Annotated in this window: 25 protein-coding genes and 1 riboswitch; of the genes, 1 reads left to right on the top strand and 24 read right to left on the bottom strand. The window is 68.8% G+C overall.

Annotated elements, in window-relative coordinates; genetic code table 11:
• Window positions 1-5: 5 nt before the first annotated feature.
• The 9 genes from ACSQ3D_RS07480 to ACSQ3D_RS07440 all read right to left on the bottom strand — a co-directional run bounded on the left by ACSQ3D_RS07480 (window position 6) and on the right by ACSQ3D_RS07440 (window position 12446).
• Window positions 6-995 (bottom strand): CysB family HTH-type transcriptional regulator, encoded by a 990-nt coding sequence (locus ACSQ3D_RS07480; protein WP_436126436.1) that lies wholly within the window; start codon window positions 993-995, stop codon window positions 6-8.
• Window positions 996-1302: 307 nt separating this feature from the next.
• Window positions 1303-2310 carry a FecCD family ABC transporter permease gene (locus tag ACSQ3D_RS07475; RefSeq protein ID WP_436126435.1) on the bottom strand — a complete coding sequence of 336 codons (1008 nt, stop codon included), beginning with the start codon at window positions 2308-2310 and terminating at the stop codon, window positions 1303-1305.
• A complete protein-coding gene (locus ACSQ3D_RS07470) occupies window positions 2307-3299 on the bottom strand; it encodes an ABC transporter substrate-binding protein (RefSeq protein WP_436126434.1) in 993 nt (330 codons plus the stop codon). The genes ACSQ3D_RS07475 and ACSQ3D_RS07470 overlap by 4 nt, the downstream gene beginning before the upstream one ends.
• Window positions 3299-4093: an ABC transporter ATP-binding protein gene (locus ACSQ3D_RS07465; RefSeq protein WP_436126433.1), complete on the bottom strand. Its 795-nt coding sequence runs from the start codon at window positions 4091-4093 to the stop codon at window positions 3299-3301. The genes ACSQ3D_RS07470 and ACSQ3D_RS07465 overlap by 1 nt, the downstream gene beginning before the upstream one ends.
• A 9-nt stretch (window positions 4094-4102) precedes the next feature.
• Entirely contained in the window at window positions 4103-6301 is a 2199-nt protein-coding gene (locus ACSQ3D_RS07460) for a TonB-dependent receptor (RefSeq protein WP_436126432.1), read from the bottom strand.
• A 74-nt stretch (window positions 6302-6375) separates the two neighbouring features.
• Window positions 6376-6620, bottom strand: a riboswitch (cobalamin riboswitch).
• Window positions 6621-6641: 21 nt separating this feature from the next.
• Window positions 6642-8825 (bottom strand): TonB-dependent receptor, encoded by a 2184-nt coding sequence (locus ACSQ3D_RS07455; protein ID WP_436126431.1) that lies wholly within the window; start codon window positions 8823-8825, stop codon window positions 6642-6644.
• Window positions 8826-8869: 44 nt separating this feature from the next.
• Window positions 8870-10330, bottom strand: coding sequence for an ABC transporter permease subunit (locus tag ACSQ3D_RS07450; RefSeq protein ID WP_436126430.1), 1461 nt, complete (start codon window positions 10328-10330; stop codon window positions 8870-8872).
• Between the two features lie 11 nt (window positions 10331-10341).
• Complete coding sequence (locus tag ACSQ3D_RS07445; RefSeq protein WP_436126429.1) at window positions 10342-11739, bottom strand: ABC transporter permease subunit; 1398 nt, start codon at window positions 11737-11739, stop codon at window positions 10342-10344.
• Window positions 11736-12446 carry an ABC transporter ATP-binding protein gene (locus ACSQ3D_RS07440; RefSeq protein WP_056168206.1) on the bottom strand — a complete coding sequence of 237 codons (711 nt, stop codon included), beginning with the start codon at window positions 12444-12446 and terminating at the stop codon, window positions 11736-11738. Before ACSQ3D_RS07440 ends, ACSQ3D_RS07445 begins: the two co-directional genes overlap by 4 nt.
• 264 nt (window positions 12447-12710) lie before the next feature.
• On the opposite strand from ACSQ3D_RS07440, the gene ACSQ3D_RS07435 reads away from it, so the two are divergent.
• The gene (locus tag ACSQ3D_RS07435) at window positions 12711-13109 is read left to right on the top strand and encodes a Fur family transcriptional regulator (RefSeq protein ID WP_436126428.1); all 399 of its coding nucleotides are present in this window, start codon (window positions 12711-12713) and stop codon (window positions 13107-13109) included.
• Window positions 13110-13230: 121 nt separating this feature from the next.
• Here the strand turns inward: ACSQ3D_RS07435 and ACSQ3D_RS07430 are convergent, their stop codons facing one another.
• The 15 genes from ACSQ3D_RS07430 to ACSQ3D_RS07360 form a co-directional block, all read right to left on the bottom strand.
• On the bottom strand, window positions 13231-14613 hold the full coding sequence (locus ACSQ3D_RS07430) for a sulfatase family protein (protein WP_436126427.1): 1383 nt from the start codon (window positions 14611-14613) through the stop codon (window positions 13231-13233).
• Window positions 14571-15611 (bottom strand): Bug family tripartite tricarboxylate transporter substrate binding protein, encoded by a 1041-nt coding sequence (locus tag ACSQ3D_RS07425; protein WP_436126426.1) that lies wholly within the window; start codon window positions 15609-15611, stop codon window positions 14571-14573. Before ACSQ3D_RS07425 ends, ACSQ3D_RS07430 begins: the two co-directional genes overlap by 43 nt.
• Before the next feature lie 13 nt (window positions 15612-15624).
• Window positions 15625-15840, bottom strand: coding sequence for a TOBE domain-containing protein (locus ACSQ3D_RS07420; RefSeq protein ID WP_056168199.1), 216 nt, complete (start codon window positions 15838-15840; stop codon window positions 15625-15627).
• 352 nt (window positions 15841-16192) lie between these two features.
• Window positions 16193-16900, bottom strand: coding sequence for an SDR family oxidoreductase (locus tag ACSQ3D_RS07415; RefSeq protein WP_436126425.1), 708 nt, complete (start codon window positions 16898-16900; stop codon window positions 16193-16195).
• An 88-nt stretch (window positions 16901-16988) separates the two neighbouring features.
• Complete coding sequence (locus tag ACSQ3D_RS07410) at window positions 16989-17990, bottom strand: NADP-dependent oxidoreductase (RefSeq protein ID WP_436126424.1); 1002 nt, start codon at window positions 17988-17990, stop codon at window positions 16989-16991.
• Between the two features lie 106 nt (window positions 17991-18096).
• Window positions 18097-18753, bottom strand: a complete 657-nt coding sequence (locus tag ACSQ3D_RS07405; protein ID WP_436126423.1) for a TetR/AcrR family transcriptional regulator — start codon at window positions 18751-18753, stop codon at window positions 18097-18099.
• Between the two features lie 195 nt (window positions 18754-18948).
• Window positions 18949-19164 carry a TOBE domain-containing protein gene (locus ACSQ3D_RS07400; protein WP_436126422.1) on the bottom strand — a complete coding sequence of 72 codons (216 nt, stop codon included), beginning with the start codon at window positions 19162-19164 and terminating at the stop codon, window positions 18949-18951.
• Between the two features lie 89 nt (window positions 19165-19253).
• Complete coding sequence (locus ACSQ3D_RS07395; RefSeq protein ID WP_436126421.1) at window positions 19254-20066, bottom strand: ATP-binding cassette domain-containing protein; 813 nt, start codon at window positions 20064-20066, stop codon at window positions 19254-19256.
• Window positions 20067-20070: 4 nt separating this feature from the next.
• On the bottom strand, window positions 20071-21042 hold the full coding sequence (locus ACSQ3D_RS07390; RefSeq protein WP_436126420.1) for an aliphatic sulfonate ABC transporter substrate-binding protein: 972 nt from the start codon (window positions 21040-21042) through the stop codon (window positions 20071-20073).
• A gap of 185 nt (window positions 21043-21227) precedes the next feature.
• The gene (gene ssuC, locus ACSQ3D_RS07385) at window positions 21228-22100 is read right to left on the bottom strand and encodes an aliphatic sulfonate ABC transporter permease SsuC (RefSeq protein WP_436126419.1); all 873 of its coding nucleotides are present in this window, start codon (window positions 22098-22100) and stop codon (window positions 21228-21230) included.
• Window positions 22097-22471 carry a VOC family protein gene (locus tag ACSQ3D_RS07380; RefSeq protein ID WP_436126418.1) on the bottom strand — a complete coding sequence of 125 codons (375 nt, stop codon included), beginning with the start codon at window positions 22469-22471 and terminating at the stop codon, window positions 22097-22099. Before ACSQ3D_RS07380 ends, ssuC begins: the two co-directional genes overlap by 4 nt.
• Window positions 22472-22494: 23 nt before the next feature.
• Window positions 22495-23658: an FMNH2-dependent alkanesulfonate monooxygenase gene (gene ssuD, locus ACSQ3D_RS07375; protein WP_436126417.1), complete on the bottom strand. Its 1164-nt coding sequence runs from the start codon at window positions 23656-23658 to the stop codon at window positions 22495-22497.
• Between the two features lie 35 nt (window positions 23659-23693).
• The gene (locus ACSQ3D_RS07370) at window positions 23694-23915 is read right to left on the bottom strand and encodes a hypothetical protein (RefSeq protein WP_218381706.1); all 222 of its coding nucleotides are present in this window, start codon (window positions 23913-23915) and stop codon (window positions 23694-23696) included.
• 176 nt (window positions 23916-24091) lie between these two features.
• Window positions 24092-25051, bottom strand: a complete 960-nt coding sequence (locus tag ACSQ3D_RS07365) for a sulfonate ABC transporter substrate-binding protein (protein ID WP_436126416.1) — start codon at window positions 25049-25051, stop codon at window positions 24092-24094.
• Between the two features lie 43 nt (window positions 25052-25094).
• Complete coding sequence (locus tag ACSQ3D_RS07360; RefSeq protein WP_436126415.1) at window positions 25095-26138, bottom strand: sulfonate ABC transporter substrate-binding protein; 1044 nt, start codon at window positions 26136-26138, stop codon at window positions 25095-25097.
• Window positions 26139-26227 lie beyond the last annotated feature (89 nt).

Below are 26227 nucleotides of genomic sequence, written 5' to 3'. Positions count from 1 at the left end.
GAAATTCAGATATCGGTATGCCCCCGCTCATCGCCCACCGCATCGCCCGCGCCCTGGCCCAGGCCGTGCGCGCTTTGCTGCACCGCCTTCTCCACCGCGTCGCGGGTGAGCGTGGGCACGAAGCTTTCGATGAAGTGGTAGGCATAGCCCCGCAGCCAGGCCCCGCGGCGCAAGCCCAGGCGCGTGAGGTTCACCTCGAACAGGTGGCCCGCGTCGATCAGGCGCAGGTGGCGGTCGCGCTCGGCATCCACCGCGATGGACGCGACGATGCCCACGCCCATGCCCAGCTCCACATAGGTCTTGATCACGTCGGCGTCCATGGCGGTGAGCACGATGTCGGGCGCGATGCCCTCGCGCGCAAACGCCTCGTCGATGTGCGCGCGGCCGGTGTAGCCCAGCTCGTAGGTGATGATGGGGTGCTCTGCCAGCTGCTCCAGCGTCACGGGGCCCGCCAGGTCCAGCAGTGGGTGGCCCGGGGGCACGACGATGCTGTGCGTCCAGCGGTAGCAGGGCAGCGTGACCAGCCCGTCGTAGCCCGCCAGCGCCTCGGTGGCCACGCCGATGTCGGCCTCGCCGGACATCAGCATCTCGGCCACCTGGCGCGGCGAGCCCTGGTGCAGGTGCAGCGACACCTGCGGGAACATCGCCCGGAAGTCGCGCACCACCTGGGGCAGTGCGTAGCGCGCCTGCGAGTGCGTGGCCGCCACCGACAGGCGCCCCTGCGCGCTGGCGCTGAAGTCCTGGCCCGCGCGCTTCAAATTGTCGGCTTCGAGCAGCAGGCGCTCCACCGTGGGCAGCAGCGCCTCGCCCGGCGGGGTCAGGCCCGTCAGGCGCTTGCCGGCGCGCACGAAGATCTCCACACCCAGCTCTTCCTCCAGCTCGCGGATCTGGCGGCTCACGCCCGGCTGCGAGGTGTGCAGCATGTTGGCCACTTCGGTCAGGTTGAAGCCGCGCCGGACGGCTTCGCGCACGGAGCGCAGTTGCTGGAAGTTCATGGCTGGCTCCTGGCGGGGAGCGATGATGGCGCTTTGGGCGCGCGCACAGCCAGGCGAGAGGTCGAGTGGGCAAAGGAGATCACAGGCTGTATGTTGTAGTTCAAATAACCTGTCAATCTTAAAATAACGAATTTAAAACGATAAACAATATATAGAGATAACTTTCCGCCCAAAATGTCTATGTGGACTGGCTGCACGGCGAGCGGGAGGCGAACGCAAGCTCCGCCCGAAGAGGCTCCCAAGGTGCCAACTCTTTTGGGGGAAGTGAATCGATGGCCGTTGGACGGCCGGGTACCTGGGCCCAGCCTCAGCGCACCGCGATGCGCCGCAGCCAGAGCATCACGAACACGGCGCCTAGCCCCGCGGTGACGATACCCACGGGCAGCTCCTGCGCGCCCAGCACCGTGCGGGCCAGCAGGTCGCTGCCCAGCAGCAGCGTGGCGCCCAGCAAGGCCGCGCACGGCACGAACGCCGCATGCAGCGGGCCCACGAAGCGCCGCGCGACGTGCGGCACCATCAGGCCGACAAAGCCGATCACCCCTGTCAGCGCCACGCAGCAGGCGGCTGCCACGGCAGCGACGAGAAAGACCTGCACCCGCAGCCGCTCGGGCGCCACGCCCACGCTGTGGGCGGTGTCGTCGCCCGCCAGCAGCGCGTCGAGCGCGCGGTGCCGCAGCGCCACGAAGGCCGCCACCACCACCAGGCCCGCCAGTGCCAGCCACAGGTTGTCCCACCGCGCCAGGCCCAGGCCGCCCATGGACCAGAACACCACGGCATGCGCCGCACGCTGGTCGCCGGCAAACACCAGCGCGTGCGTCAGCGCGCCGAACAGGAAAGACACCGACAGCCCCGCCAGCACCGTCTGCGCCGGGCCCTGCCCCACCGCGCGGCGCACCAGCAGCAGCACGGCCGCTGCGGCCACCATGGCCCCGGCGAAGGTGGCCAGCGGCAAGGTCCAGGCGCCCAGCGAGTCGCCCGCCCAGGCCAGCACTGCCACCGCACCCGCCGATGCGCCCGAGGACAGCCCGAACAGGAACGGGTCGGCCAGGTCGTTGCGGGTGACGGTCTGCAGCAGGCTGCCCACCATGGCCAGTGTGGCGCCCACCAGCAGCGCCAGCAGCACGCGCGGCAGACGCAGGTCGCGCACGATGGCCTGGGCCATGGCGCCATCCGCGCCCCCACCACCGGGGCGCGCCAGCGCAGCCAGGGCGTCGTGCCACGCGACAGGGGTGCTGCCCATGGTCAGCGACAGCAGGGCCAGCACCAGCAGCACGGCCCCGGCGGCTAGCGGCAGGGCCCAGCGCGGCAGCGTCATGGCAGGGCCCGCAGCGCGCGGGCGATCTTTTCGATGGCGCCGATGTTGGCCGGCCCCGGCGTGAGCTCGGCATAGCGCAGCGGGATGAAGCGGCCGTTGCGCACCGCGTCGGTGAGCCGCATGGCCGGGTGCGACTGCAGCACCTGGCGCAGGTGGTCGGGGCCCTGGCCGTTCTGGTAGTCGAGCAGCACGATGAACTGCGGGTTGCTGGCCGCCACGGCCTCCCACGACGCGGTGCCCCAGCTCATGGGCAGGCCGTCCATCACGTTGCGGCCGCCGGCGGCGTCGATCAGTGCGGTGGGCATGGCGGCGCGCCCGGCGGTGAAGGGCTTGTCCTCGCCCGAGTCGTAGACGAACACGCGCGGTGCCGCTGGCAGCACGGGCTGCGCTGCGGCCCGCACGCGCGCCTGCCACTGGGCCACCAGCCGCTCGGCCGCGTCGCGGCGGCCGAACACCGTGCCCAGGCGCAGCATGTCGCCGTAGAGCAGGTCCAGGGTGGCGCGGGGCTTGTCGCGCAGCGTGTGCGCGCAGCTTTCGGTCAGCACCAGGGTCTTGATGCCGTGGCGTGCCAGCGTGGTGGGCGTGACCTCGCCCCCGGGCTGCATGCCGTAGTACCAGCCTGCCATGAAAAGGTCGGGCCGCGCGGCGAGCAGGTTCTCGAGCGTGGGGTACTTGGGCGCGAGCTCGGGCACGTCGCCCAGGGTCTCGCGCAGCGATGCGTCGGACTTGTACCAGCCGGTGATGCCCGTCACGCCCACCAGTTGCGGGCGCAGGCCGAGGGCCAGCGCAATCTCGGTCATGTTGAGGTCGTGCACCACCAGGCGTTGCGGCGGGGCATCGAAGCGCAGGGTGTCGCCGCAGTTGGAGACGGTGACGGGAAAGCCCGAAGCACCAATACCAGCACCTGCAGGGCCTGCTGCAGCCACAGGGCCCGCAAAAGCCAGCAGCAGCGATGCGGACGACAACCAGGATTGCAGCACTGCCTTCATCACGCGGCCTCTCTTTCAAACGACCACAGCGTGCCGCCGTGCCGTGGGTGCCGGGTGCGCACCAGCTCCATGCCGAACACGCTGGCCACGCGCTGCGCGCTCAGCGCCTCGCGCGGGGGGCCGTCGGCCACCAGGCGGCCGGCCTGCAGCATCCACACCCGGTCGGCAAAGGATGGCACCAGCCCCAGTTCATGCAATGCCGCCACCACCGTGATGCCCAGGCCGCGCACCAGCGCCAGCAGGTCGGCGCGGGCCGCCAGGTCCAGGTGGTTGGTGGGTTCGTCCAGCAGCAGCAGCGTGGGCTCTTGCGCCAGCGCCCGCGCCAGGTGCGCGCGCTGGCGCTCGCCGCCCGACAAGGTGGAGAGCCTGCGCGCGGCCAGGGTGTCGACTCGGCAGGTGCGCAGCGCGGCGTCCACCACCCGCGCGTGTTCGGCGCGGGCCACGCGGTGCTGGTGCGGCAGCCGGCCGATGGCCACGTAGTCGCGCACCCGCAGGCCCAGGTCCACCGATTCGGACTGCGCCAGCACCGCCACGTGGCGTGCGCGGTCCAGCGCGGGCCAGCCGGCCAGGTCGTGCCCCTGCACCCGCACCACACCGTGCGTGGCCGCGATGCGTGCGCACAGCATTTTCAGCAGCGTGCTTTTGCCCGCGCCGTTGGGCCCCACCAGGGCCACGCATTCGCCGCGGTGCACGGTGGCATCGATGGGCGCCAGCAGTTCGCGCCCGCCGTCGGTGCAAAAGCCTGCGACCTGCAGCTGCAGCACGGGGGTGGGCGTGGCCAGGGGTGGAGACATGCGGCGAGCTTATAGCGCCCAGCGCACGGCCAGCTCGACGCTGCGCGGCGCGCCCAGCAGGATCTGGTCGGGGTAGAACGGATCCGACCAGGCGGCATACACCTTGTTGGCCAGGTTGCGGCCCCGCAGCGTGACCTGCACGCCGCGCGCCACGTCCACCGTCAAAGCCGCGTCCAGTGCGGTGTAGGCGGCCAGGCGCACAGTGTTGGCGTCGCTGTGAAAGCGCTCGCCCACGTGCCGCACCGAGGCCGACAGCTGCATCGGCACGCCTGCCACGAAGCGGTAGCCCACGCCCGCATTGGCCACCACGCGCGGCGCGTTGGGCGGTGTGTTGCCCGACAGCGACCCGCCGCCGGCCAGGGCGTAGTCCTGGTAGCGCGCGCGGTTGAGCGCCAGGTTGCCCCACACGCTCCACTGCGCATCGGGCCGCAATGCGACCGAGGCCTCGGCGCCGCGCGACTGCAGGGCGCCGGCCCGCGCCAGCGTCTGGCCGCCCTGCCCCGCATACACGTTGCGCCGCTTGGTGTCGTACAGCGCGAAGGTCCACTCGCCACGGTCCTGCCAGAAGCCCTGCTTCACGCCCACCTCGGCATTGCGGGTGCGGGTGAGATCCAGCGGCTGCGTGCCGCTGAGCAGGAAGATGTTGTTGGCCGCCACGTCGGCGCCCGTGCCGTACTGGCCGTACACGGTGGTGCCCGCCGCAGCCTCCCAGGTGAAGCCCAGGCGGCCCGTGGTAGGGCGCCAGGTCTTGTCGAACGGAAAGCCGTTGCGCTGCACGCCCTGGGCGTTGGCCGAGGTGCGCGACAGCTCGATGGACTCGTGCCGCACGCCGCCGATGAGCGCCACGCTGGGCGTGAGCTTGAGGCGGTCTTCCAGTGCCAGCACGGTGTTGCGGATGCCGGTGGTCTGCCGCTGCTGCGTGAGCGGACCGTAAGTGCCGCGCGCGGGGTTCACCAGGCTCACACTGTCGCCGGGGAAGTTGGCCGCACCGGGGCGGATGAAGTCGAGGTCGCTGTATTCGAACGCCGCCACCAGGCGGTTGTCGCGGCCCGCCACCTGGCTGTCCCACTGCAGCTCGGTCTTGTTGCCCACCGAGGTCTGGTCGTGCGCCAGGAAGAAGCGCTCGCGGTCCACCAGGCCCGTGGTGGCGTTGAACGCGGCGATCTCGTTGTTGAACCAGGTGCGGTCGGCGGTGTAGCGGTAGAACTGGGTGCGCAGCGTGAAGGCGCTGTCGATGCGCCAGTCGGCGCCCGCGCGCAGCCAGGTCTCGCGGGCCTCGTTGCGGTTATCGAGCACGTTGTAGTTGGTGCGCAGCGTGCGGCGGTCGATGGCCACCGGGCCCAGGTTGGTGCCGTTGTAGTTGGAGGTGTAGGTGCCCGACACCACACCGCCCACCGGCTGGATGCCCGGGGCGTTGGCCGACACCAGCGGCGTGCCCCAGTAGCTGCTGCCGTTGTCGCGCTTGGCCTCGCCGGCGACGAAGAGCTTGACGCCCGGCGCCACATGCCAGTCGAGCCCGCCCGAGATATGGCGGTTGCGCTGGCCGGTGTCGTTGACGAAGCCGTCGCTGTGCGAGCCGCTCACGTCGATGCGGTAGTCCAGGTCCTTCCAGGCCGTGGTGCCGCCCGAGCCGAAGGCCACACGCCGCTCGCCGAACGAGCCGACTGCGCCGGTCACTTCGCTCTGCACCGCGCCGCGGTGCGGCGCACGGGTGACGAAGTTGACGGCACCACCCACAGCGCCCTCGCCCGACATCAGCGATGCGGCGCCCTTCAAGAACTCGATGCGCTCCAGATTGGCCGCGTCCATCACACGCGATGTCATGTTGGGCGGACCGATCTTGATGCCGTTGTACAGCGTGTTGATCTGGCTGTTGGCAAAGCCGCGCATCGAGAACGCGCTGGGCTCGGCCGGAAAGTCCCCCGCCGTTACGCCGACTGCGGCCTGTGCGGCCTCGGTCACCGTGCGCAGGCCGCGCTCGGCCAGCACCTCGCGCGGCACCACGTCGATGGACGCGGGTGTCTCGCGCACCGTGAGGCCCAGGCGCGATGCGCCGTCAGCGCGCTGATCGAGCAGCGGGCCGGGCGTGGCGGACTCCTTCACGACAACGTCGGGCAAGGTGCCTGCGGTCTGGGCATGCGAAGGGAATGCAGCGGCCAGTGCCCACGGCACGACGGCCATCCGCAGGGGATGAAAAGAGTGGCTCATACGATGATGGAAAACAAATAGGCCCGGCGCCGGCCTCCCGCCAGCGCTTGAGCGTTATGGCAGCGCTCCATAGGAGCTCCACCCACTTGTTGGCCGGTATCCGGGCTGGCGGAAGAATCCCCCAAAGCCTTCCCAGGTGCTTGTTCAAGGCAGTCCAGTGGCTGTGCGTAAGGGGAGCGGGCTGCCGAGGTGGCGACCCATCCGTTGACCGTTGCGGGGGCAGCGCAGGCGCGGCACGGTCCTGTTCGGTGGTGCCTCCCTGCTTCCCGTTGAACTGCGGCATGCGAACCATGCTGCGAGCACCAACGGGGCGATTCTAGGGGCACGGTGCGCCCTCGCGTCAGAAGTCATACCGGGCCGACAGCTCGAAGGTGCGCTGCGGCGCGATCAGCACCTGGCTGGTGGCCCGGCCTGCAAAGCTGGCGTAGAGCTTGTCGGTGAGGTTGCGCACACGGAAGGTCAGCAGCACCGGCTGGATGCGCCAGCTGGCCGCCACGTCGGCCGTGGTGTGGCCGTTGATGCGAATCTGGTTGGCGTTGTCGGTGTACATCTTGCCGGTGTGGTTGATGGACAGGAACAGATCGAGCGGCAGGTCCTTGAACCGGTAGTTGGCGAACAGGTTCACGATGCGTTCGGGCACGTTGGGCGGCGTGTTGCCCACGCGCGATACGCCGCCCGCCTCGGTCAGCGTGTCGAAGCGCGCATCCAGTGCCGCCACATTGCCCGACAGCGTGAGCTGCTTCGTCGCGCGCCACGCAGCGGCCAACTCGACCCCGCGCGACGACTGCCGGCCGTTGTTGATGGTGACGTTGGCGTTGTTCGGGTCGCGCGAGAGCACGTTGTCGAGCGCGATGTGGTAGGCCGCCGCCGTCCATTCCACGCTGGCCAGGCTTTGCTTGAAGCCCACTTCCAGCTGTTGGCCCTTGGACTGCGGAAACGCCGCGTTGCCCGCCGACAGCAGGAAGAGCGAGCCCACCGGAATGGTGGCGTTGGTGTACTGCGCGTAGACGGACGATGCCGCGCTGAGGTCGAACACCGTGCCCAGCCGCGCGGAGTTGGACGAATACTGCGTGCCGAAGGCGCTGAACGTGCCCAGGTTGAGGTCGGTCACGCTGCGGTCCACATCCACGCGGTCGTGGCGCAGGCCGCCCACCAGCGTCCAGGCCGGGGTGAGCTTGAGCGAGTCTTCGGCAAACACCGAGGTGCTGCGCACGTCCGAGGTGAAGTTGGTGCGGTTGCCGCCGCCCGCCATCAGCGCCGGGTCGTCGTTGTAGGTGCCCACGGCCGGGTCGAACAGCGGCACGCGCAGGCTGGCAGCAGTGGCCGCCGAGCCGTTGGAAAAGCGCCGCGTGTTGTCGAAGTCGGTCTTGCTGATCTCGCCGCCCACCACGAACTTGTTCGCCATGCCCGCCAGGCGCCCTGTGTGCGCGGCATCCAGCCGGTTGGACAGGTAGCGCTGGTCGTGCGCGATGGTGGTCTGGTCGCGCGTGATGGACGCGGGGGCGGTGAACACCGCGCTTTCTGAATTGCGCCACAGCCGGTCGACCTGGTTGGCCGTGAGCTCGTTGCGCAGCGTCCACTCGGGCGTCAGGCGGTGGGTGATGCGGGCGCGCAGCCAGTAGGCCTCGGACTGGTTCCTGTCGTCCAGGATGTTGTAGTTGTTGCGCGCGATGCGCCGGTCCACCACCCGGCCGTCGGGCGTGCTGACCACGCTGGTGGGCTGGGTCGCCAGACTGCCGGGAACGAGCGGCGTGCCCCAGTAGGCATGGCCTTCGTCGCGGGCATAGTCGAACGACACATCGAGCCGGGTGGCACGCGCCAGGTCGAACGACACGCCGGTGGTCAGGTGCTCGAGCCTTTCGCTGTTGCGGTCGATGGTGCCCACGCGGGTGTCGTTGCGGCTGTAGTCGATGCGGTAGGCGCCCGTCTCGCCCACGGCGCCGCCCAGGCCCACCGCCGCCCGGGTGGAGCCGTAGCTGCCGTAGGACAGCAGGGCCTCGCGTCCGGGGTTGCCACGGTCGGGCCGCTTGGTCTGGAAGTTGACGAGGCCGCCGATGGCGCTGTCGCCCTGCAGCACCGACGCCGGGCCCTTGAGCACCTCGATGCGCTCGTAGTTCCAGGTGTCCTGCACCCGGTTGGTCACGCCCGCGCCGGACATGCGCACGCCGTCGTACAGGTACAGCACGTTGGTGAAGCCGCGCATCGACAGCGTGGTGGGTGCCGCAGGCGTGCCCCCGCCCGCCATGCCGGCCGCACCGCGCAGCGCCTCGCGCAAGGTGCGTGCGCCGCGCTCCTGGATCACGTCCTGCGACAGGATCTCCACCGACGCGGGCGTTTCGCGCAGCGTGAGGCCGAGGCGCGATGCGCTGGTGCTGCGCTGGTCCAGCTGCAGGCTGTCGCGGTCCTGCCCGCCCACGATGCTGACCGCGGGCAATTCGCGGTCGGGCTCTGGCGTCTGCGACCAGCTGGCGTGCGTGGCAGCAGCCACCGCCAGCGCCACGGCGGTGCGGGTGAAGGGGGTCATGGAATCGTCCTCTCGGGTTTGTTGTTCGGTGTTGGATGGATGCGCTAGACGACGCGGTAGCGGCGCAGCCGCCAGAGCGCTACGCCCAGCAGCACGAGCGTGGGCAGCAGCAGCTGCAGCACGGCCCGCGCGGCCTGGGCCTGCACAGTGCCGGGCGCTTCGTCGCGCCATGCAAAGGCGGGGATGTGCGCGAAGTCCGCCTCGGTGATGGCCAGGCCACCGTCGATGCGGGGAAAGAAGAAGTCCTTCCACGCCTGGTGGTAGGCCGTGATCTGCGCCATGAACCAGGCGTTGCGGCTGTGCCCCGTGCCCGCCAGCGCGGTGATGCCCTCGTACGCCACGGCCGCAGGCGACACGGCGCTCCAGCGCGCGACCAGTGCCTGTTGCTGCGCCTGCTGCGCATCGAAGCGGTCCAGCTCGGGCTGCAGCGTGTCGTCCACCTGGCGCTGGATGCGGTAGTTGGCCATGGCCCGCCCGCTCATGGCCAGGCGGCCGTCCTTGGGCACCAGCACGTCGGGCTTGTCCACATGCTCGTAGTCGGTGGCCAGCAGCGCGGCGTTCTGCGACATGGCCTGCGCGGTGACCACGCGGGTGCGGGTGGCCAGCTCTGCGCGCGAGGGCGCCGGGCTGGTGTGCGTGACCGCGATGTTCAGCAGCACCGGCACCACCAGCACCAGCACCACCCAGCCGATGATGAGCACCATCGCATTGGTGGCCGAAGACCGGCCGAAGGCATTGACCGCCACCACCGCGGTGAACCAGAAGAGCGCATACGCCCCCACCACCAGCGCCCACCACAGCGTGGCGCCGGGCAGGGCCAGGGCCTGCGGGCGCGCCACCAGCAGCACCGCCAGCGGCACCAGCACGGCGGCGCCCAGCAGCACCGCGGCGCGCACCGCGATCTTGCCGGCAATCAGCGTCGGCAAGGCCAGCGGCTGCGAGAGCAGCAGGCGCAAGGTGCCGTCTTCCTTCTCGCCGGACAGCAGGTTGTAGCTGAGCGCGAAGATCAGCAGCGGGAGCAGGTACACCACCACGAACGCCAGGTCGAAGTGCCCGCTGAGCAGGTGCCAGGGGTTCTCGATGTCGTTGTTGTGCAGGAAGTTGACCTTGCTCTGGTGCGTGACCTTGAACTGCGACGGGAACAGGTCGGTCTGCCCCAGCGCCATCGGCGCCAGCGCGGCGCTGGGCATGACGGCGTAGTGCGCGCCCAGCCCGCCGGCCATGTTGGCGGGGTTGGCCGGGTTGCCGAACGGCGTGGGGGTTTCGGTGCCGGCCATGATGCGCTGGAGCTGCGCCAGTTGGCCGGCGCGCGACTGCGCATCGGCCGCCACCAGGGCCGCCTGCGCGCTGTCGCGCTGCGTGGTCTGCAGCACGCCGTTGAAGAGCGCATAGCCGATGAGCAACAGGAACAGGCCGCCCACCCACCAGAGGCTGCGCTCCTTGAGCAGCAGGCGCAGCTCCTGCCGGGCGACCATGCGAAATCGTTGGAACTGAAATGCTTGCACGGATGGTTTCCTTAGAGCGCCCGTTGGCGCGCCACGGCAGCCCAGGCGAAGGCCACGGCGAGCAGAAGGCTGGCGCACAGCACCGCCAGGCTCGCACCGCTGCGGGCCAGCGCCCAGCCCACGGAGGGCGCGTGGTACTCAAAAGCCGGCACACGCGCCCACAGCGACGGGCTGGCCTGGTAGGCGAAGTGCTGGTGGCCCAGCGGGTCGGCGTGCGCCACCAGGTCCTGGCTCACGATGTCCTGGATGACGCGGCGATGGCTCTCCGCAGCGGTGGTGAAGTCACGGTGGTGCACGAAGTCGGTGCCCGCCATGGCGGTAGAGAAGGTGCGGATGGCCAGCAGCGGCATCAACAGGCCACCGGCTTCCTGCACCGCCTGCTGGCTCTCCCAGGTGTCCCACAGCCGCCCGAAGTGGCGGTCGTACACCGCATAGCTGGACTGGTCGTCGAGCTTGAGCGCGATGCCCCATTTGTTCAGCGGCACATCGCGGCTCCAGCGCTCGGTGGTGCCGAAGGCCTGCATCCAGACCTTGTCGGAAGTCGCCTTGCGGTCGGCGTCGAGCGCCTGGTTGAATGCGAGCCGCGTCGGGCTGGGGAACACGGCGCGCGACAGCTCGGACATCACGCGCGGCGCCACCACGGTGTTGGCGATCCACAGCGCCAGCAGCACGGTGATGGCCACGCGCGAGGTGCGCGATGCGGCCGACACCCCGAGCGTGACGAACACGAAGATCGCCAGGTACAGCGCATAGCCCAGCGCCAGGCCCGCAAAGCGCAGCAAGGCGTCGCCGCGCTCGCCACTGGCGGCAGACAGGGCCACCACCGCCGCCGCGATCAATGCGGCCGGCAGCAGCAGCGCCGCCAGGCCCAGGCCCAAAGCGGTTGCCTTGCCCCACAACAGGCGCAGCGGCGGCACGCCCAGGCTCAGCGTCTGGCGCAGGATGCCCTGCTCGCGCTCGCCGGCTAAGGCGTTGAAGCCCAGCACCACCACCAGCAAGGGGCCCAACACCTGCAGGATCCAGCCCACCGACAGGTCGCCGAAGCGCTGCAGGCCGGTGGCGTCCTGCGCGGGGCGGAACTTCACCTCACTTTGCCGGTGCGCCTGCAGCCACACGGTGCTGCCGATGTAGGGGTTGATGCCGGGGTCCAGCAGCGCCAGCGCCGCGTCGGGCTTGAAGGCGTGCATGCCCTGGTGCGCCGCGTCGTGCGGGTGGCGTGCGCCCTGCCGCAGCCAGTCCTGGTAGTCGGAGTTCTGGGCCGCGGCCTGCTCTGCGCGTGCCTCCTTCTGGTGGCCGTAGCCCACGGCGAGCGCGGTGAACAGCAGCAGCATGACGATGCCACCCGCCCAGTACAGCCGCCCGTCGCGCAGGCGCTCGCGCAGGTCCTTGAACGCGATCAGCCAGATCATTGGCCGCCCCGCATGTGCCGCAGGTACAGGGCCTGCAGGTCGGTGTCGCTGATCTGCTGGCTGTCCAGGCTCTCGACCAGGCGCCCCTGTTTCATGATGCCGATGCGCGTGGCCGTCTGCTTGGCGTGGAACAGGTCGTGCGTGGTGGCCAGGATGGCCACACCCGCGTCGCTCGCGCGCTGCAGCAATGTGGTGAACTCGGCCGCAGCATGCGGGTCCAGGCCCGAGGTGGGCTCGTCCAGCAGCAGCGCCTTGGCGTCCTTGGCCAGTGCCACGGCGATCCAGATCTTCTGGCGCATGCCTTTGGAGTACGCGGCCACCCGCTTGTCGGCCGCGCCGGCGTCGAGCCCCACCTGGGCCATCAGCTCCAGCAAGCGCGTGCGCGGCGGCGGCTCGCCCAGGGCCAGCGCCGCGAAGTAGCGCAGGTTCTCCAGCCCGGTCAGCGTGCCGTACAGGTTCACCTGCTCGGGGATGTAGGCCAGGTACTGCTTGGTGGCCACAGGCTCGCGCGTCACGTCCACGCCGTGGATCAGCGCCTGCCCTCCGTCGGGGTCGATGAAATTGAGGAACAGGTTGACGGTGGTCGTCTTGCCCGCGCCGTTGGCGCCCAGCAGGCAATAGATTTCGCCCGGGCGAATGCACAGGTCGAGCGGGTGCAGGGCGGTGTGGTCGCCGTAGCGTTTGGTCAGGCCGATGGCTTCGAGCACGGGGAGGTTCTCCAGTCAGGCGCGGGAAAGGGGGCAAGCTGGCTACTGCACCGAGGCACAGGGGCACAGGGGCACAAGGGCAGCCAGCGATCGGCGCAAAAACCTGGCGATGCCAGATCAGCCTTTAATGATAATGCATTATCGATATCAAAAAAACCCATCCGGTGGACTGCACAAGAAACCACACGCCCGGCATCGCGGGCCGCATGGAGTGCAGTCACCGATAATTCGCAGTCCCTGCTCCACGCCACCCTGTCTTCCCCGATGGAACGATCCACCAAGCAACGCACCGCCATCCACGCCGCCATTGCGGACGCACACCGCCCCCTGACACCGCAGGAGGTGCTGGACAGCGCACGGGAGAGCGTGCAGGGCCTGGGCCTGGCGACGGTCTATCGCAACATCAAGGCGCTGGTGGAAGACGGGTCGGTGCAGGTGGTGAACCTGCCGGGCGAGAGCCCGCGGTACGAGTCGTCTGCGCACGACCACCACCATCACTTTCAATGCACGGTGTGCTCGCGGGTGTTCGACGTGCACGAGTGCCCCGGCGATCTGCGCAACCTGGCGCCCAAGGGCTTCACCGTGGAGCGGCACGAGCTGACGCTGTACGGGCGGTGTGCGGATTGCGCGCCGGTGCCTGCGCGGGCGCGTGCCAGGCGGTAGGCAGCGGGCGGTACGCGTTTGGTGCGTACCGGGCTGCCGGCCAGAACGCAAAAAGGCGAGCCGTGGCTCGCCTTTTCTTCTGGCACCACCGCAACGCGTGAGGCTGCGCTGCGACCTGTGGCTACCCCCGCGTGAGCCGGTGCGGCACGTAGTGGTCGGCCTGGACGTCGGGCGTCACGCCATGGGTGTAGACGTCGTCGGTGATGGGCAAGAACTGCGCGTCCCACGCGGCCCACCGCGTCTTCAGGCGCGCGAAGACCGCGGGCTCGAGGTCGCGCAGGTTGGCGCGTTCGCGCTCGTCCTCGGCCACGTTGAACAAAAACTCGTTGTCATTGACCTTGAGGTACTTCCAGTGGCCGTCGCGCACCGCGCGCTGGGCCTGTGCCTTGTAGCGCCAGTACAGCGTGCGCGGATGCGCGGGCGCTGCGCCTTGCAGCACCGGCAGGATGTTCTCGCCATCGCTCGGGTAGTCCGCATGCGGCGACAACCCAGCAGCGGCCAGCAGCGTGGGCAGCCAGTCCATCGATGCGGTGACCTGGTGCTGCACCTGCGGCGCGATGCGCGCGGACCAGCGCAAGAGCGTGGGCACGCGCAGGCCGCCTTCGAGCAGCTCGGTCTTCTGGCCGGTGAAGGGCCAAGTCTTGGAGAAGCGCTCGCCGCCGTTGTCGCTGGTGAAGACGACGATGGTGTTGTCGGCCTCGCCCACATCATGGAGCGCCGCGAGCACCTGGCCCACCGCGGCATCGAGCGCTTCGACGATTTCGCCGTACTTGCGCAGGCTGCCGCCGTCGTAGTGGAACAGGCTCTTGATCTGGTGCGCCACGGCCTCGTCGCCCGGCCCTTCCCAGGGCCAGTGCGGCGCGGTGAAGTGCAGCGACAGGAAGAACGGCTTGCGCTCGTCCGCGCCCTGCCCTGCGCGGGCGTTGATGTACGCCGTGGCCTCGTCGGCCAGCACCTGGGTGTAGTAGCCGGCGCGCTCCACGGGCACCTCGTTCTCCCACAGGTCGCGCGCCACGTCGTCGCCCACGCCCGGCTTGTGCGTGAAGTAGTCGATGGCACCGTGCAGGTTGCCGAAGAAGCGGTCGTAGCCGCTCTGCAGCGGCCCGTACTGCGGCGGCAGGCCCAGGTGCCACTTGCCGATGAGGGCCGTGTCGTAGCCCACGGCCTTGAGCAGCGACGGCAGCGTAGGGTGCTCGGGCGGCAAGCCCAGGCCGGTGTCGCGCAAGGCGATGGGCTCTTCCAGCCCCGCGCGCAGCCGGTACTGGTAGCGGCCGGTGATGAGCGCGATGCGCGTGGCCGAGCACACGGCCGAATTGGCGTACGCCTGCGTGAACCGCACGCCCTGCCCGGCCAGGCGGTCCAGGTGGGGCGTGGCGAAGTCCGTGGCGCCATAGACGCCCAGGTCCGCCCAGCCGAGGTCGTCGGCCAGGATGAAAACGATGTTGGGAGCCTGGGCCACGGTCAATCCGCCCAGAACCCGGACGACTCGATCACCGGCCGCCATTTGGCGATCTCGGCCACGCGCAGTTGCTCCAGGGCTTGCGGCGTGCGCGGGTCCGGGTCGAGCGCGATCTCGTCGAGCCGTGCCTTGACCACCGGGTCTGCCAGCGCCTTGTTGAGCGCACGGTTGAAAGCGGTGACGGTGGCTGCCGGCGTGCCGCTGCGGGCCCACAGGCTGTACCAGCCGCTGCCCACGGCCTTGGGGTAGCCGGACTCGGCGAAGGTGGGCACGTCGGGCAGTTCGCGCGTGCGCTTTTCCGAGAAGGTGCCCAGGATGCGGATCTTGCCCTGCTTGTGCAGCGGCAGCAGCTCGGTGGTGGTCTGGATGGCCGAGCTGATCTGCCCGCCCGCCAGGTCCGACAGCATGGGCCCGCCGCCCTTGTAGGCGATGTGCACGATGTCGATCTGCGCCGCGCCACCCAGCAGCAGTCCGAAGAAATGCGGCAGGCTGCCCGCCGCCGGGCTGCCGAAGTTGGCGCGGTCGGGGTGGGCCTTGAGCCAGGCCACGAACTCGGCCACGTTGCGCGCCGGGTGGTTGGCCGGCACGGCCAGCGCGAACTGGAAGTGCGCGAGCAGGCCCACCGGCGTGAAATCCTTGGCCGGGTCGTAGCCCGGCTTCTTGTAGACGATCTGCGACAGCACCGGCGTGATCAGCGGGGCGATCAGAAAAGTGCTGCCATCTGCAGGCGCCGACAGCAGCGCCTGCGCGGCGATCTGGCCGCCGGCACCGGGCCGGTTGTCCACGATGATGTTGTGCTTGCCGCCCAGGTGCGCGGGGATGCGCTCGGCCAGCACGCGGGCCAGCAGGTCGATGCCGCCGCCCGCGCCAAAGCCGACCAGGATGCGCGAAGACTCGGGCACCGCCGTCGCCTGGGCCCACGCGGCCGGGGCACCGCCCACACCGCAGGCCAGCGCGCACACGCTGGCCGCAGCGCGGCCCAGCAGCGTGCGCCGCTGGCGCGAAAACTCTGTCGACGATGGCGAAGTCCGTGTCTCGGTCATGGCTGCTTCCGGGTCAGAGCTTGGCGATGGAGACTTCGGTGGACTTCACCAGGGCCACCACATCGGAGCCCACGACCAGGGCCAAGTCGTCCACCGAGCGGGTGGTGATGACCGACGTGACGATGCCCCAGGGGGTTTCGACATCGACTTCGGAGACGACATCGCCGCGAATGATCTCGCGCACTTTGCCCTTGAACTGGTTGCGGACGTTGATGGCTTGGATGGACATGAAAAGGCTCCTGGAAGATAGGAAAAAAATGGGCGGATGCTGGGGCGGAGGCCCGTGTCGACAACGATCTGTCGCACCGGGCAACCTGCCGTGCATCCACAAAACTAAACAACCAGAAGCAATGTAAATTAAGTTTCTTATACGAATAAATGGTCATTACTCATAAGCTTTGACTTAGATGTGTGGGGCATGAGTTGCAGCCACCACGGCATAAGCGCGGGCCGTGGAAGTGCCCCCGGCATCCAGGCCGCACCACCCGATGGCCGCTGCCAAACGCAGCCGCCCCGCCAGACCTTGCAATCTGGCGGGGCGAATGGAAGCGGCCGGTTCAGCCGGGGAGGTTGCTGGTGTCTCAGGCGGGCTGCGGCAGGTAGCTCGGCCGCGTGGCCGTCATCGACAGCTTGACGTGCTGCGTGAGCTCATCGGCCAGCACTTCGTCCGCGCCTGCCGCCAGGCCGTCCAGCGCGCGCTGCACGATCTGCTCGGGGCTCGACTTGGGGACGTCGAAGCCGCGCGTCAGGTCGGTATCGACATAGGCCATGTGCAGGCCCAGCACCTGCGTCTTTTGCGCCGCCAGTTCGTGGCGCAGTGCGTTGGTCAGCGACCATGCGGCCGACTTGCTGGCCGAATACGCCGCCAGCTCGCCGCCGTTGACCCACGACGCCACCGACAGCACGTTGAGCAGAGCCCCACCGCCATTGGCCGCGAGGATGGGCGCAAAGGCCTTGCTCACGCGCAGCACGGCGAAGACGTTGGTGTCGAAGATGCGGCGGGCCACCTCTTCGCTATCGGCGGCCATGAAGCCCCCAGGCTGGGCGATGCCGGCGTTGTTGATGACCAGCGTCACATCGTGCGCCTCAGCCGCTGCAGCGGCCACGTCGGCCGGGTTGTTGACATCCAGGCGCAGGGCCTGCACCCCCGGCTGGGGCGTAACGGTGGCGGGGTCGCGCGCACCGGCGTAGACCTTGCGTGCGCCGCGGGCGAGCAGCTCGCGGGCAAATGCCAGGCCGATGCCGCGGTTGGCACCGGTGATGAGGACGACAGCGTTTTCGATCTTCATGGAAATCTCCAGAGGGACAGGTGGAACGGATGGGACGTTGGGTGGGGACTGACGGCGTGTGAAAAAGGATGTGCAGCGGCCTGCTGGCTCACACCACCTGGATGACGACCTTGCCCTTGGCACGGCCCGCTTCCACATAGGCCAGGGCGTCGTTGGTGGCGCTGAACGGAAAGACTTTGTCGACCACCGGGCGGATGGCGCCCGCTTCGACAAGGCGCGTGATCTCCTGCAGCTGCGCGCCGTGCGCCCGCATGAAGAGGAACGAGTAGCCCACGCCCAGCGCCTTGGCGCGCCGCCGGGTGCCGGCGCTCAGCAGGCGCATCACCAGCCGCACAAAGCCGGGGGCGCGAATGGCTTGGCCGAATGCCGGGTCGGGCGGGCCGGAGATCGAGACGACCTGGCCGCCGGGCTTGAGCACGCGCAGCGACTTCGCCAGCGCCTTGCCGTCCTGGCTGTGCAGCACGACGTCGTAGTCGCGCAGCACCTCTTCGAAGTCCTGCGTCTTGTAGTCGATGACGACATCGGCGCCCAGGCTGTGGACCAGCGCAGCATTGCCCGCGCTGGCCGTGGTGGCGACGGTGGCGCCCAGGTGCTTGGCCAGCTGGATGGCAAAGGTGCCCACCCCACCCGACCCGGCCTGGATGAAGACCTTCTGGCCTTTTCGCAACTGCGCCTTTTCCACCAGCGCCTGCCAGGCCGTCAGGCCCACCAGCGGGATCGATGCGGCCTCTTCCATCGTCAGGCCGCGGGGCTTGCGGGCCAGCGACGATGCCTTGACGGCGATGAGTTCTGCAAAGGTGCCGATGCGGAAATCGTCGGCCCGGGCATAGACCTCGTCGCCCGGCTGGAACTGCTGCACGCGCGGCCCCACCCGCACCACCACGCCCGCCACGTCGTGCCCTAGCACCAGCGGCATGGCGTACGGCAGGATGAGCTTGAACTCGCCGCTGCGGATCTTGGCGTCGAGCAGGTTCACGCCGGCGGCATGCACCGCCACCAGCACCTCGTCGTCGCGCAGGTCCGGCGCGGGGACATCGGCGTGCCGCAGTGGGCCCTGCTTGGCGTAGCGGTCAAGGACAAAGGCTTTCATGGGGCTTCCTGGGTAAAGGACACAGCGCTAGGCGGTGCAGATCGCAAGCAAAGTCGCATGATGATCGTCATATGTAAAGGCAAAAAAAAGCGCCCCGCTGGGGAAGTCAGCCGGGCGCGCCGGGCGGCGTGGCAGGTGCAGCGTCTGCAGCGTGCGTCGAGTTCGTCAGCTGTATCAGGTGCTTGAGCGCGGCCTCGCGCAGGCTGTCCGACAGCGCGGGCTCGTCCACCGCGCGGGACAGCACCAGCGCACCCACCATCGTGGCCATGGTGACGAGCGCCTGGTCGTGGGCTGCGGGCTGGCCCCACTGCGGCGACTGGCGCGCGATGAGATCGACCATTTCCTTGATATGCCGGGTGGCCACGCGGCGCACCTCGGGTGCCTGGCGCGATGTCTCCGAGCCCAGGGCCGCCAGGGGGCAGCCCATCTCGACACTCTCGACATGTTGGCGCGACAAGTAGGCCGAGAGCATGGCGGCCAGCGCGCGGGGCAACGGCTCGCCGGCCGCGGCACCGGCCGCCAGCGCTGCGGATTCGGTGCATGCCTTGGCAGCGGCCTCGGCCAGCATGGCCTCGCGGGAGTCGAAGTGCGCATAGAAGGCGCCGTGCGTCAGGCCCGCCTCTTTCATGATGTCCGCCACGCCCGTGCCGTGGTAGCCCTCGCGCCGGATCGCGCGCGAGGCCACCGACACGATGCGCTCGTGCGTGGCCTCCTTGGCGGCGGCTCTGGAATGGTGCGTGGACTTTGGCATGATGCGCATCATACGACATAGCGCCGTGTGTCGCAACCCCGGCCGTCTGCGCCGCTGCTTCTGCGAGGCCCCATCCACCGGAGCCCCGGCCCCCTCGATACCAGAGATTCAGGCCCTGCAAAAAGGCCTGTCTGCAAACACTACTATTTTCATAGCGCCTTGCGCCCTACCAGCAAGCGGTAGGGGCATTTTTCCTCTCTCACCCGCTCACAGTTTGGCGATGGACACCTCGGTCGACTTGACCAGCGCGACCACGTCGGAGCCCACGGCCAGCGCCAGCTCGTCCACCGAGCGCGTGGTGATGACCGACGTGACGATGCCCCAGGGCGTTTCGACATCGACTTCGGAGACGACATCGCCGCGCACTATCTCGCGGACTTTGCCCTTGAACTGGTTGCGCACGTTGATGGCTTGGATGGACATGTGTTTCTCCTTGATGGGGCCTTTGGGCGAAGAAAGGAATGACAGAAGACAGGAAGAAAGCAGCGACAGGCAGCGGGCGCCAGAAACGGCTACACCGCCCAGCGCAGACCATGCGCAGGCACGCCGGGCCACGGCGCTTCGTGCGCCGGCTCGCCGTCGGGCTTTTGCAGCACGCGGTCCAGGATGCGCTTTTCGATGGCGGCAAAGGCGGCGTCACCGTGCGACCGGGGACGCGGCAGGTCTATGCGCTGGTCCAGCGCGATCTGCCCGTCCTCGATCAGGATCACGCGGTCGGCCAGGGCCACGGCTTCTTGCACATCGTGGGTCACCAGCAGTGCGGTGAAGCCGCTGTTGCGCCACAGGCCTTCGATGAGGCGGTGCATCTCGATGCGGGTCAGGGCATCGAGAGCGCCCAGCGGTTCGTCGAGCAGCAGCAAGCGCGGGTTGTGCACCAGGGCTCGGGCCAGGGCCACGCGCTGGCGCTGGCCGCCGGACAGGCGCGCAGGCCATTCGCCCAGGCGGTCGCCCAGGCCCACGCGGGCCAGCACGTCGGCGGCGGCGCCGCGCCGCGTGGGCGGCAGGCCCAGGGCCACGTTGTCGGCCACGCGCTTCCAGGGCAAGAGGCGCGAGTCCTGGAACATGATGCGGGTGTCCTCGCTCAGGCCGGCCACGTCCTTGCCGTCGAGGCGGATCGCGCCGCCCGACACGGATTCGAGCCCCGCCACAAGGCGCAGCAGCGTGCTCTTGCCGCAGCCGCTGCGGCCCACGATGGCCACGAACTGGCCAGGCTCGATCACGAGTTCGGTCTTCTTGAGTACGTCGCGCGCGCCGTAGCGCTTGTCCACGCCACGCACTTCCAGGCGCACGCCTTGCGCGGCGGGGGTGTTGGTCGTCTGGGTCATGGTGTCAGGCTCCGGTCTTGAACAGCGGCACGTCCAGCGCGTTCACGCGCTTGGGCAGCAGCTTTTCGGCAAAGAAGGCATCGGCGATGCGTTGTTGTTCGGTCAGCGCCGCGGGCACCACGGCACGCACCTCGTAGCTGCGGCGGCTGTTGGCCAGCTCGATCACGCCCGCGTCCAGCCCCCACACGGGCGCCAGCAGCGCGGCTGCGTCCTTGGGGCTTTGCTTGACCCACACGCCGGCCTTTTGCAGCTCGTTGAAGAACACGCGCAGCACGTCGGGCCGCGCCTGGGCAAACGGGGTGCCGGCCAGGTAGTAGCGCTGGTAGGAGGCCAGGTCGCGCCCGTCGGCCAGCACGCGCACGGCGGACTGCTTTTGCACGGCGGCGAGGAACGGGTCCCACACCACCCATGCGTCGATGGCGCCGCGCTCGAAGGCGGCGCGGCCATCCGCGGGGGTCAGGTACGCAGGCTCGATGTCCTTGAACGACAGGCCGGACTTTTCCAGCGCGGCGATCAGCAGGAAGTGCACGCCGGCGGCCTTGGCAAAACCGATCTTCTTGCCCTTGAGCTCGGCCACCGTCTTGATGGGCGAATCAGCCCGCACCACGATGGCCTGGGCCGATGGCGACGGCGATTCCTGCGCCACGAAGGTCAGGTTGGCGCCCGCCGCCTGGGCGAACACCGGCACGGTGTCGGCCACGTCGGCGCTCACGTCGATGTTGCCCAGGTTCAGCGCTTCGAGCAGCGGGAGGCCGCTGGTGAACTCGTGCCACGTCACCTTGACGTTGAGCGGCGCGAGCAACTGCTCCAGCGTGCCGCGCGTGCGCAGGATGGTGGTGAGTGTGGATGACTTTTGCAAGCCAATACGCAGTGTTTGCAAGGTTTCAGGCTTGCCCTGCGCGGCGGCCAAACCGCTCGACAACGCGGCGATGGCACCCAGCACGGTGCGCCGGTGAAGGTTGAAAGAGGTGGTCATGGTGGTCCGCAATGTTGGAATGACAGTGAGAGTGGGCGATTCAGCGAGGTATGTCTTGCCCGCGATCTTTGCAACTGGCGCGCCCGAAGCGAGGGACGCCGCGCAAGGGCCGCCCCGCCGCGCTGGCGTCGTCCCTCTTCCCTAGCGCGCAGCGCGTAGAGAGAAGGGGGAAGCCGCGCAGCGGCTCAGGGGGTTGCATAACCAGGATGCCAACGCAGCCAGTAGCGCTCCAGGCCCTTGGCGAACAGGTCGGCCAGCTTGCCCAGCAGTGCGTACAGCAGGATGCCGACCAGCACGATGTCGGTCTGCAAAAACTCGCGGGCGTTCATCGTGAGGTAGCCGATGCCCGCCTGCGCCGAGATGGTCTCGGCCACGATCAGGATCACCCACATCAGGCCCAGCGAGAAGCGCAGGCCCACCAGAATGCTGGAGAGCGCGCCGGGCAGGATGATCTGTTTGTACAGCTGCCAGCGGCCGAGGCCATAGGTGCGCCCCATCTCGATCAGGCCCGGGTCCACATTGCGGATGCCGTGGAAGGTGTTGAGGTAGATCGGGAAGAACACCGACACGCTGATGAGGAACAGCTTGGCCGATTCGTCGATGCCGAACCACAGGATCACCAGCGGGATGAGCGCCAGCGCCGGGATGTTGCGCACCATCTGGATGGTGGAGTCGAGCAGGGTCTCGAACAAGCGCACCGAGCCGGTGAGCAGGCCCAGCAGCAGGCCCAGCCCGCCGCCAATGGCCAGGCCTGCCAGCGCGCGGCCGGCGCTCACCTTGACGTGGGTCCACAGCTCGCCCGACACGGTGAGCGTCCACGCGGCCTTGATGACTTCGAGCGGCGCTGGCAGCACGCGGGTGGACAGCCAGCCCTGCGACGATGCGATCTGCCACAGCACGATGAGCCCCACGGGCACGGCCCAGGGCAGCAGGCGCTGCAGCAGGCCGGACAGGAAGCGGGAGAGCGCTGCAGGCAGCACGGGCTTGTCGATCGGCAGATCGACGGAATCGGCCACAGGCGATACCTGCAGCTCGCGGACGGTCTGGGTTGGGGTCATGGGGTGATTTCCTGTTCGTGATCGGGTTCCAGGAACTCCAGCTGGTTGCCCGCCGGGTCCTTGACGTAAAAGCGCAGATAGCCGGGCAGCGCGCGGTTCTCTACCAGCGGCAGGTCGGCCTGCAGCAGGCGGTGGCGCAGGGCCGGCAGGTCCTGCACTTCGAATGCCAGGTGCGACACCGCGGGCGCGGGCTGCCAGTGCTCGGTGGGCACCAGGTCGATGCGCTGGGTGCCCGCGGCAAAGCGCAGCGTGTTGCCCGCCTGCAGGCGCACCTCGGGCAGGCCCAGCAGGCTGGCGTAAAAGCGCCGCATCGGCGCCTCGGCACCGGCCGGAAAGGCCAGTTGCACGTGGTTGATGGACTGGATGCTCATGGCGTGGCTCCTCATCGGTGCGTTCAGCTTTGCGAAGCGCGTGGCACGAAGTCGTTGGCCACGGTTTCGCCGAACGGGCCCAGCGGATTGCCGCCGGTGAGCTTCTCGCGCACGCCCAGCGGCAGCAGCGGGAACACCAGCTCGGCAAAGCGGTAGGCTTCTTCGAGATGGGGGTAACCCGACAGCACGAAGTGGTCGAGCCCCAGGTCTGCGTATTCCGTGATGCGCGCGGCCACCGTCTCAGGGTCGCCCACCAGGGCCGTGCCCGCGCCACCGCGCACCAGGCCCACGCCGGCCCACAGGTTGGGGCTGATCTCCAGATCTGCGCGGCTGCGCTTCACGCCCCCGGCATGCAGCGCGGCCATGCGGCGCTGGCCTTCGGAGTCCATGCGTGCAAAGACCGACTGCGCGCGCGCCACGGTCTCGTCGTCCACATGGCTGATGAGCTCTTCGGCTGCGGCCCAGGCCTGTGCCTCGGTCTCGCGCACGATGACGTGCAGGCGGATGCCGAAGCTGACGGTGCGGCCGTGCCTGGCCGCGCGGGCGCGCACGTCGGCCACCTTCTTGGCGACCTCGGCCGGTGGCTCGCCCCAGGTCAGATACGTTTCCACCTGCTCGGCCGCCAGGTCGTGCGCAGCGTCGGACGAGCCGCCGAAGTACACGGGCGGATGCGGCTCCTGCAGCGGCGGGAACAGCAGCTTGGCGCCCTTGACCGACAGGTGCTTGCCTTCGTAGTCGAAGCTTTCGCCCCGGTGGCTGCGCGTGAGGATCTCGCGCCAGATGCGGATGAACTCGGCCGACTGCTCGTAGCGCGTGGCGTGGTCCAGGAACACGCCGTCGCCTTCCAGCTCGGCCCGGTCGCCACCCGTCACCAGATTGACCAGCAGGCGCCCACCGGAGAGCCGGTCGAACGTGGCGGCCATGCGGGCGGCCAACGCGGGCTGGTGCAGGCCGGGGCGCACGGCGACCAGGAACTTGAGCTTTTTGGTGACCGCCAGCAGGCTCGATGCGATGACCCACGGGTCTTCGCACGAACGGCCGGTGGGGATGAGCACGCCTTCGTAGCCCAGGCTGTCGGCGGCCACTGCCACCTGCTGCAGGTATTCGAGGCTGAGCTGGCGTGCGCCCTTGGCCGTGCCAAGGTAGCGGCTATCGCCGTGGGTAGGGATGAACCAGAAGATTTTCATATCGTCGCGTGCCTTGAACGTGTGCCGTGAGGGGATCAGTAAGAGAAGGCCAGGCCGTAGCCCGCCAGCGAAAAGCCGAAACGCAATGGACAAGCCCGCATGCCGCCCGCCGCCACATCGGCACGCACACCGGCATGCACACGGTTGCGCGTGCGGACCGGCCTGCGCGCCGGCGCCTTCAGGCGCCAGGCGTTGGCCGTGGTGCGCAGCACGCGGCGTGCTGCGTCGTGGACAGGATTAGCGGAAGCGGTGGGCATGTCAGGGCTCCTTGGTTTCAATTGCGGCGACTGTGTGACGCACGGCCGTTAAAACTGGCGCTGCCGAGGCCAGTGCACCCGTGGATCTGGCTCTGCCAGGCCACCGGGTGCGTCCCCCTCCCGCGCAGCGAGAGAGGGGGAAGGCGCGAAGCGACTCAGGGGGTGCACCCCGCCCCCTACCACGGCGAGCGCGCCACATCGCGCACCTGGATGCGCTGGGGGATCAGCTTCAGGTTGAAGAAGGTGTCCGCGATCTTTTGCTGCTCGGCCAGGATCTCGGGCGTCACCGGGCCGGTGCCGTACTCGGCACGCGACGTGGACAGATCGAGCACGGCCTTGGGGATGCCGAACAGCGGGGCCAGTTCGGCCGCCAGCAGGTCGCGGTTGACCTTGGCCCAGATGTCGATCTTGTTGAGCTCTTCGATCGCGATGCGCAGCACATCGGTGTTCTTGTCGGCGTACTGCAGCGACGAGAAGTAGTACGCGCGGTTGCCCACCACGCCCGTGGCGTCGGCCAGCAGGCGGGCATCCAGCGTCTTTTCGGCCGCGGCGGCAAACGGGTCCCAGATCACCCAGGCGTCCACAGAGCCCTTCTCGAAAGCGGCGCGCGCGTCGGCAGGGGGCAGGAAGGCCACGTTCACGTCGCTGTACTTGAGGCCGTGCTTCTCCAGCAGCTTGACCAGGAAGTAGTGCACGTTGCTGCCCTTGTTGAGCGCGATCTTCTTGCCCTTGAGGTCGGCCACGGTCTTGATCGGCGAGCCCTTGGGCAGCAGCACGCTCTCGGCCTTGGGGCGGGGCACGGTGGCGGCCACATAGGCCAACGGGGCTCCTGCGGCCTGGGCAAAGATCGGAGGGGCTTCGCCCACGTCGCCGAAGTCGATGGAGCCGACGTTCAGTGCTTCGAGCTGCACGGGGCCGGCGGTGAACTCGGTCCATTTGATGGAAACACCCAGCGGGGTCAGGCGCTTTTCCAGCGTGCCGCGGCCCTTGAGCAGGCTCAGGAAGCCCTTCTGGTGGCCGATGCGGAACTCACGCGCCGGGGTTGTTTGCGCCAACGCGCCGAAGGCCGGCAGCGCCACAGCGCTGGCCGCACCCTGGACGAGGCGGCGGCGGGACAGGGAGATCGAAGTCGTCATGGTGTTCTTCTGAAAATGGATGCGTGTGCAACAGGCCGGGGCATCAAGGCTGCGCGCCGAGCACGACGGCGTCGCTCACCTTGATGGCCTTGGGGATCAGCTTCAGCTCGAAGAACGTGTCGGCGATCTTTTGCTGGTCGGCCGCCACCGCAGGCGTGATGGGCTTGACGTTGAATTCATAGCGCTGCAGCGCCAGCTCGACCACGTCCACCGGCAGACCTTGCAGCGGCGCGATCAGCTCTGCGGCCTGGCGCAGGTTCTTCTTGAGCCAGATGCCTTGCGCCACCGAGTCTTCGAACAGCGCTGCGATGACCTTGGGGTTCTTGGTGACGAAGTCGCGCGCGCCCAGGTAGTACTGGTAGTTGTTGACCACACCGCCCGTGCCGTCGGCCAGCACGCGGGCGCCGGTGGCTTTTTCAGCCGCGGCCTGGAACGGGTCCCAGATCACCCAGGCATCCACGTTCTTGCTTTCGAACGCGGCACGGCCGTCGGCCGGGGCGAGGTACACAGGCGTGATGTCGGACAGCTTGAGGCCGTTCTTCTCCAGCTGCTTGACCAGCAGGTAGTGCACGTTGCTGCCCTTGTTGAGCGCGACCTTCTTGCCCTTGAGGTCGGCCACCGACTTGATGGGCGAGTCCTTGGCGACCAGGATGGCCTCGGCGCGCGGTGCGGCGGGGTCGTGGCCGAAGTAGACGAACTTGGCACCGGCGGCCTGGCCGAAGATGGGCGGTGCCTCGCCCACATAGCCCACATCCACGGCGCCCACGTTCAGGCCTTCCAGCAGTTGAGGGCCCGCCGGGAACTCGACCCACTTCACGCCGAATCCCAGGGGCGCAAGCTTCTTTTCCAGCGTGCCCGTGGCCTTTTGCAGCACGAACAGGCTGGCGGCTTTCTGGTAGCCGATGCGCAACTCGCCCTTGGTCTGGGCCTGCACCGGCTGTGCCAGCAGGAAGGCGGCGATCAGCACGAAGGCCGTGAAGACCACGAAGCCGATGAACATGTTGCGCAGGGCGGCCAGGCCGCCGGCGCGCGGGGCATGTTGCGCGCGGTCTGAACTGGCTGCGCCGTCGCGTGTCAGTGTGCTCATGGTGAATGTCCTTTGAATCATGGAAAAAGGTGGCGTCTGTCTGAACCCGGGCAGTGCTCCGCCCAGCCCACCGCTCGGGGCAGCGGGTC

This window comes from Acidovorax sp. LjRoot117, assembly GCF_964252695.1.
Taxonomy (GTDB): domain Bacteria; phylum Pseudomonadota; class Gammaproteobacteria; order Burkholderiales; family Burkholderiaceae_C; genus Acidovorax.
This window is presented reverse-complemented; position numbering and strand designations above follow the sequence as displayed.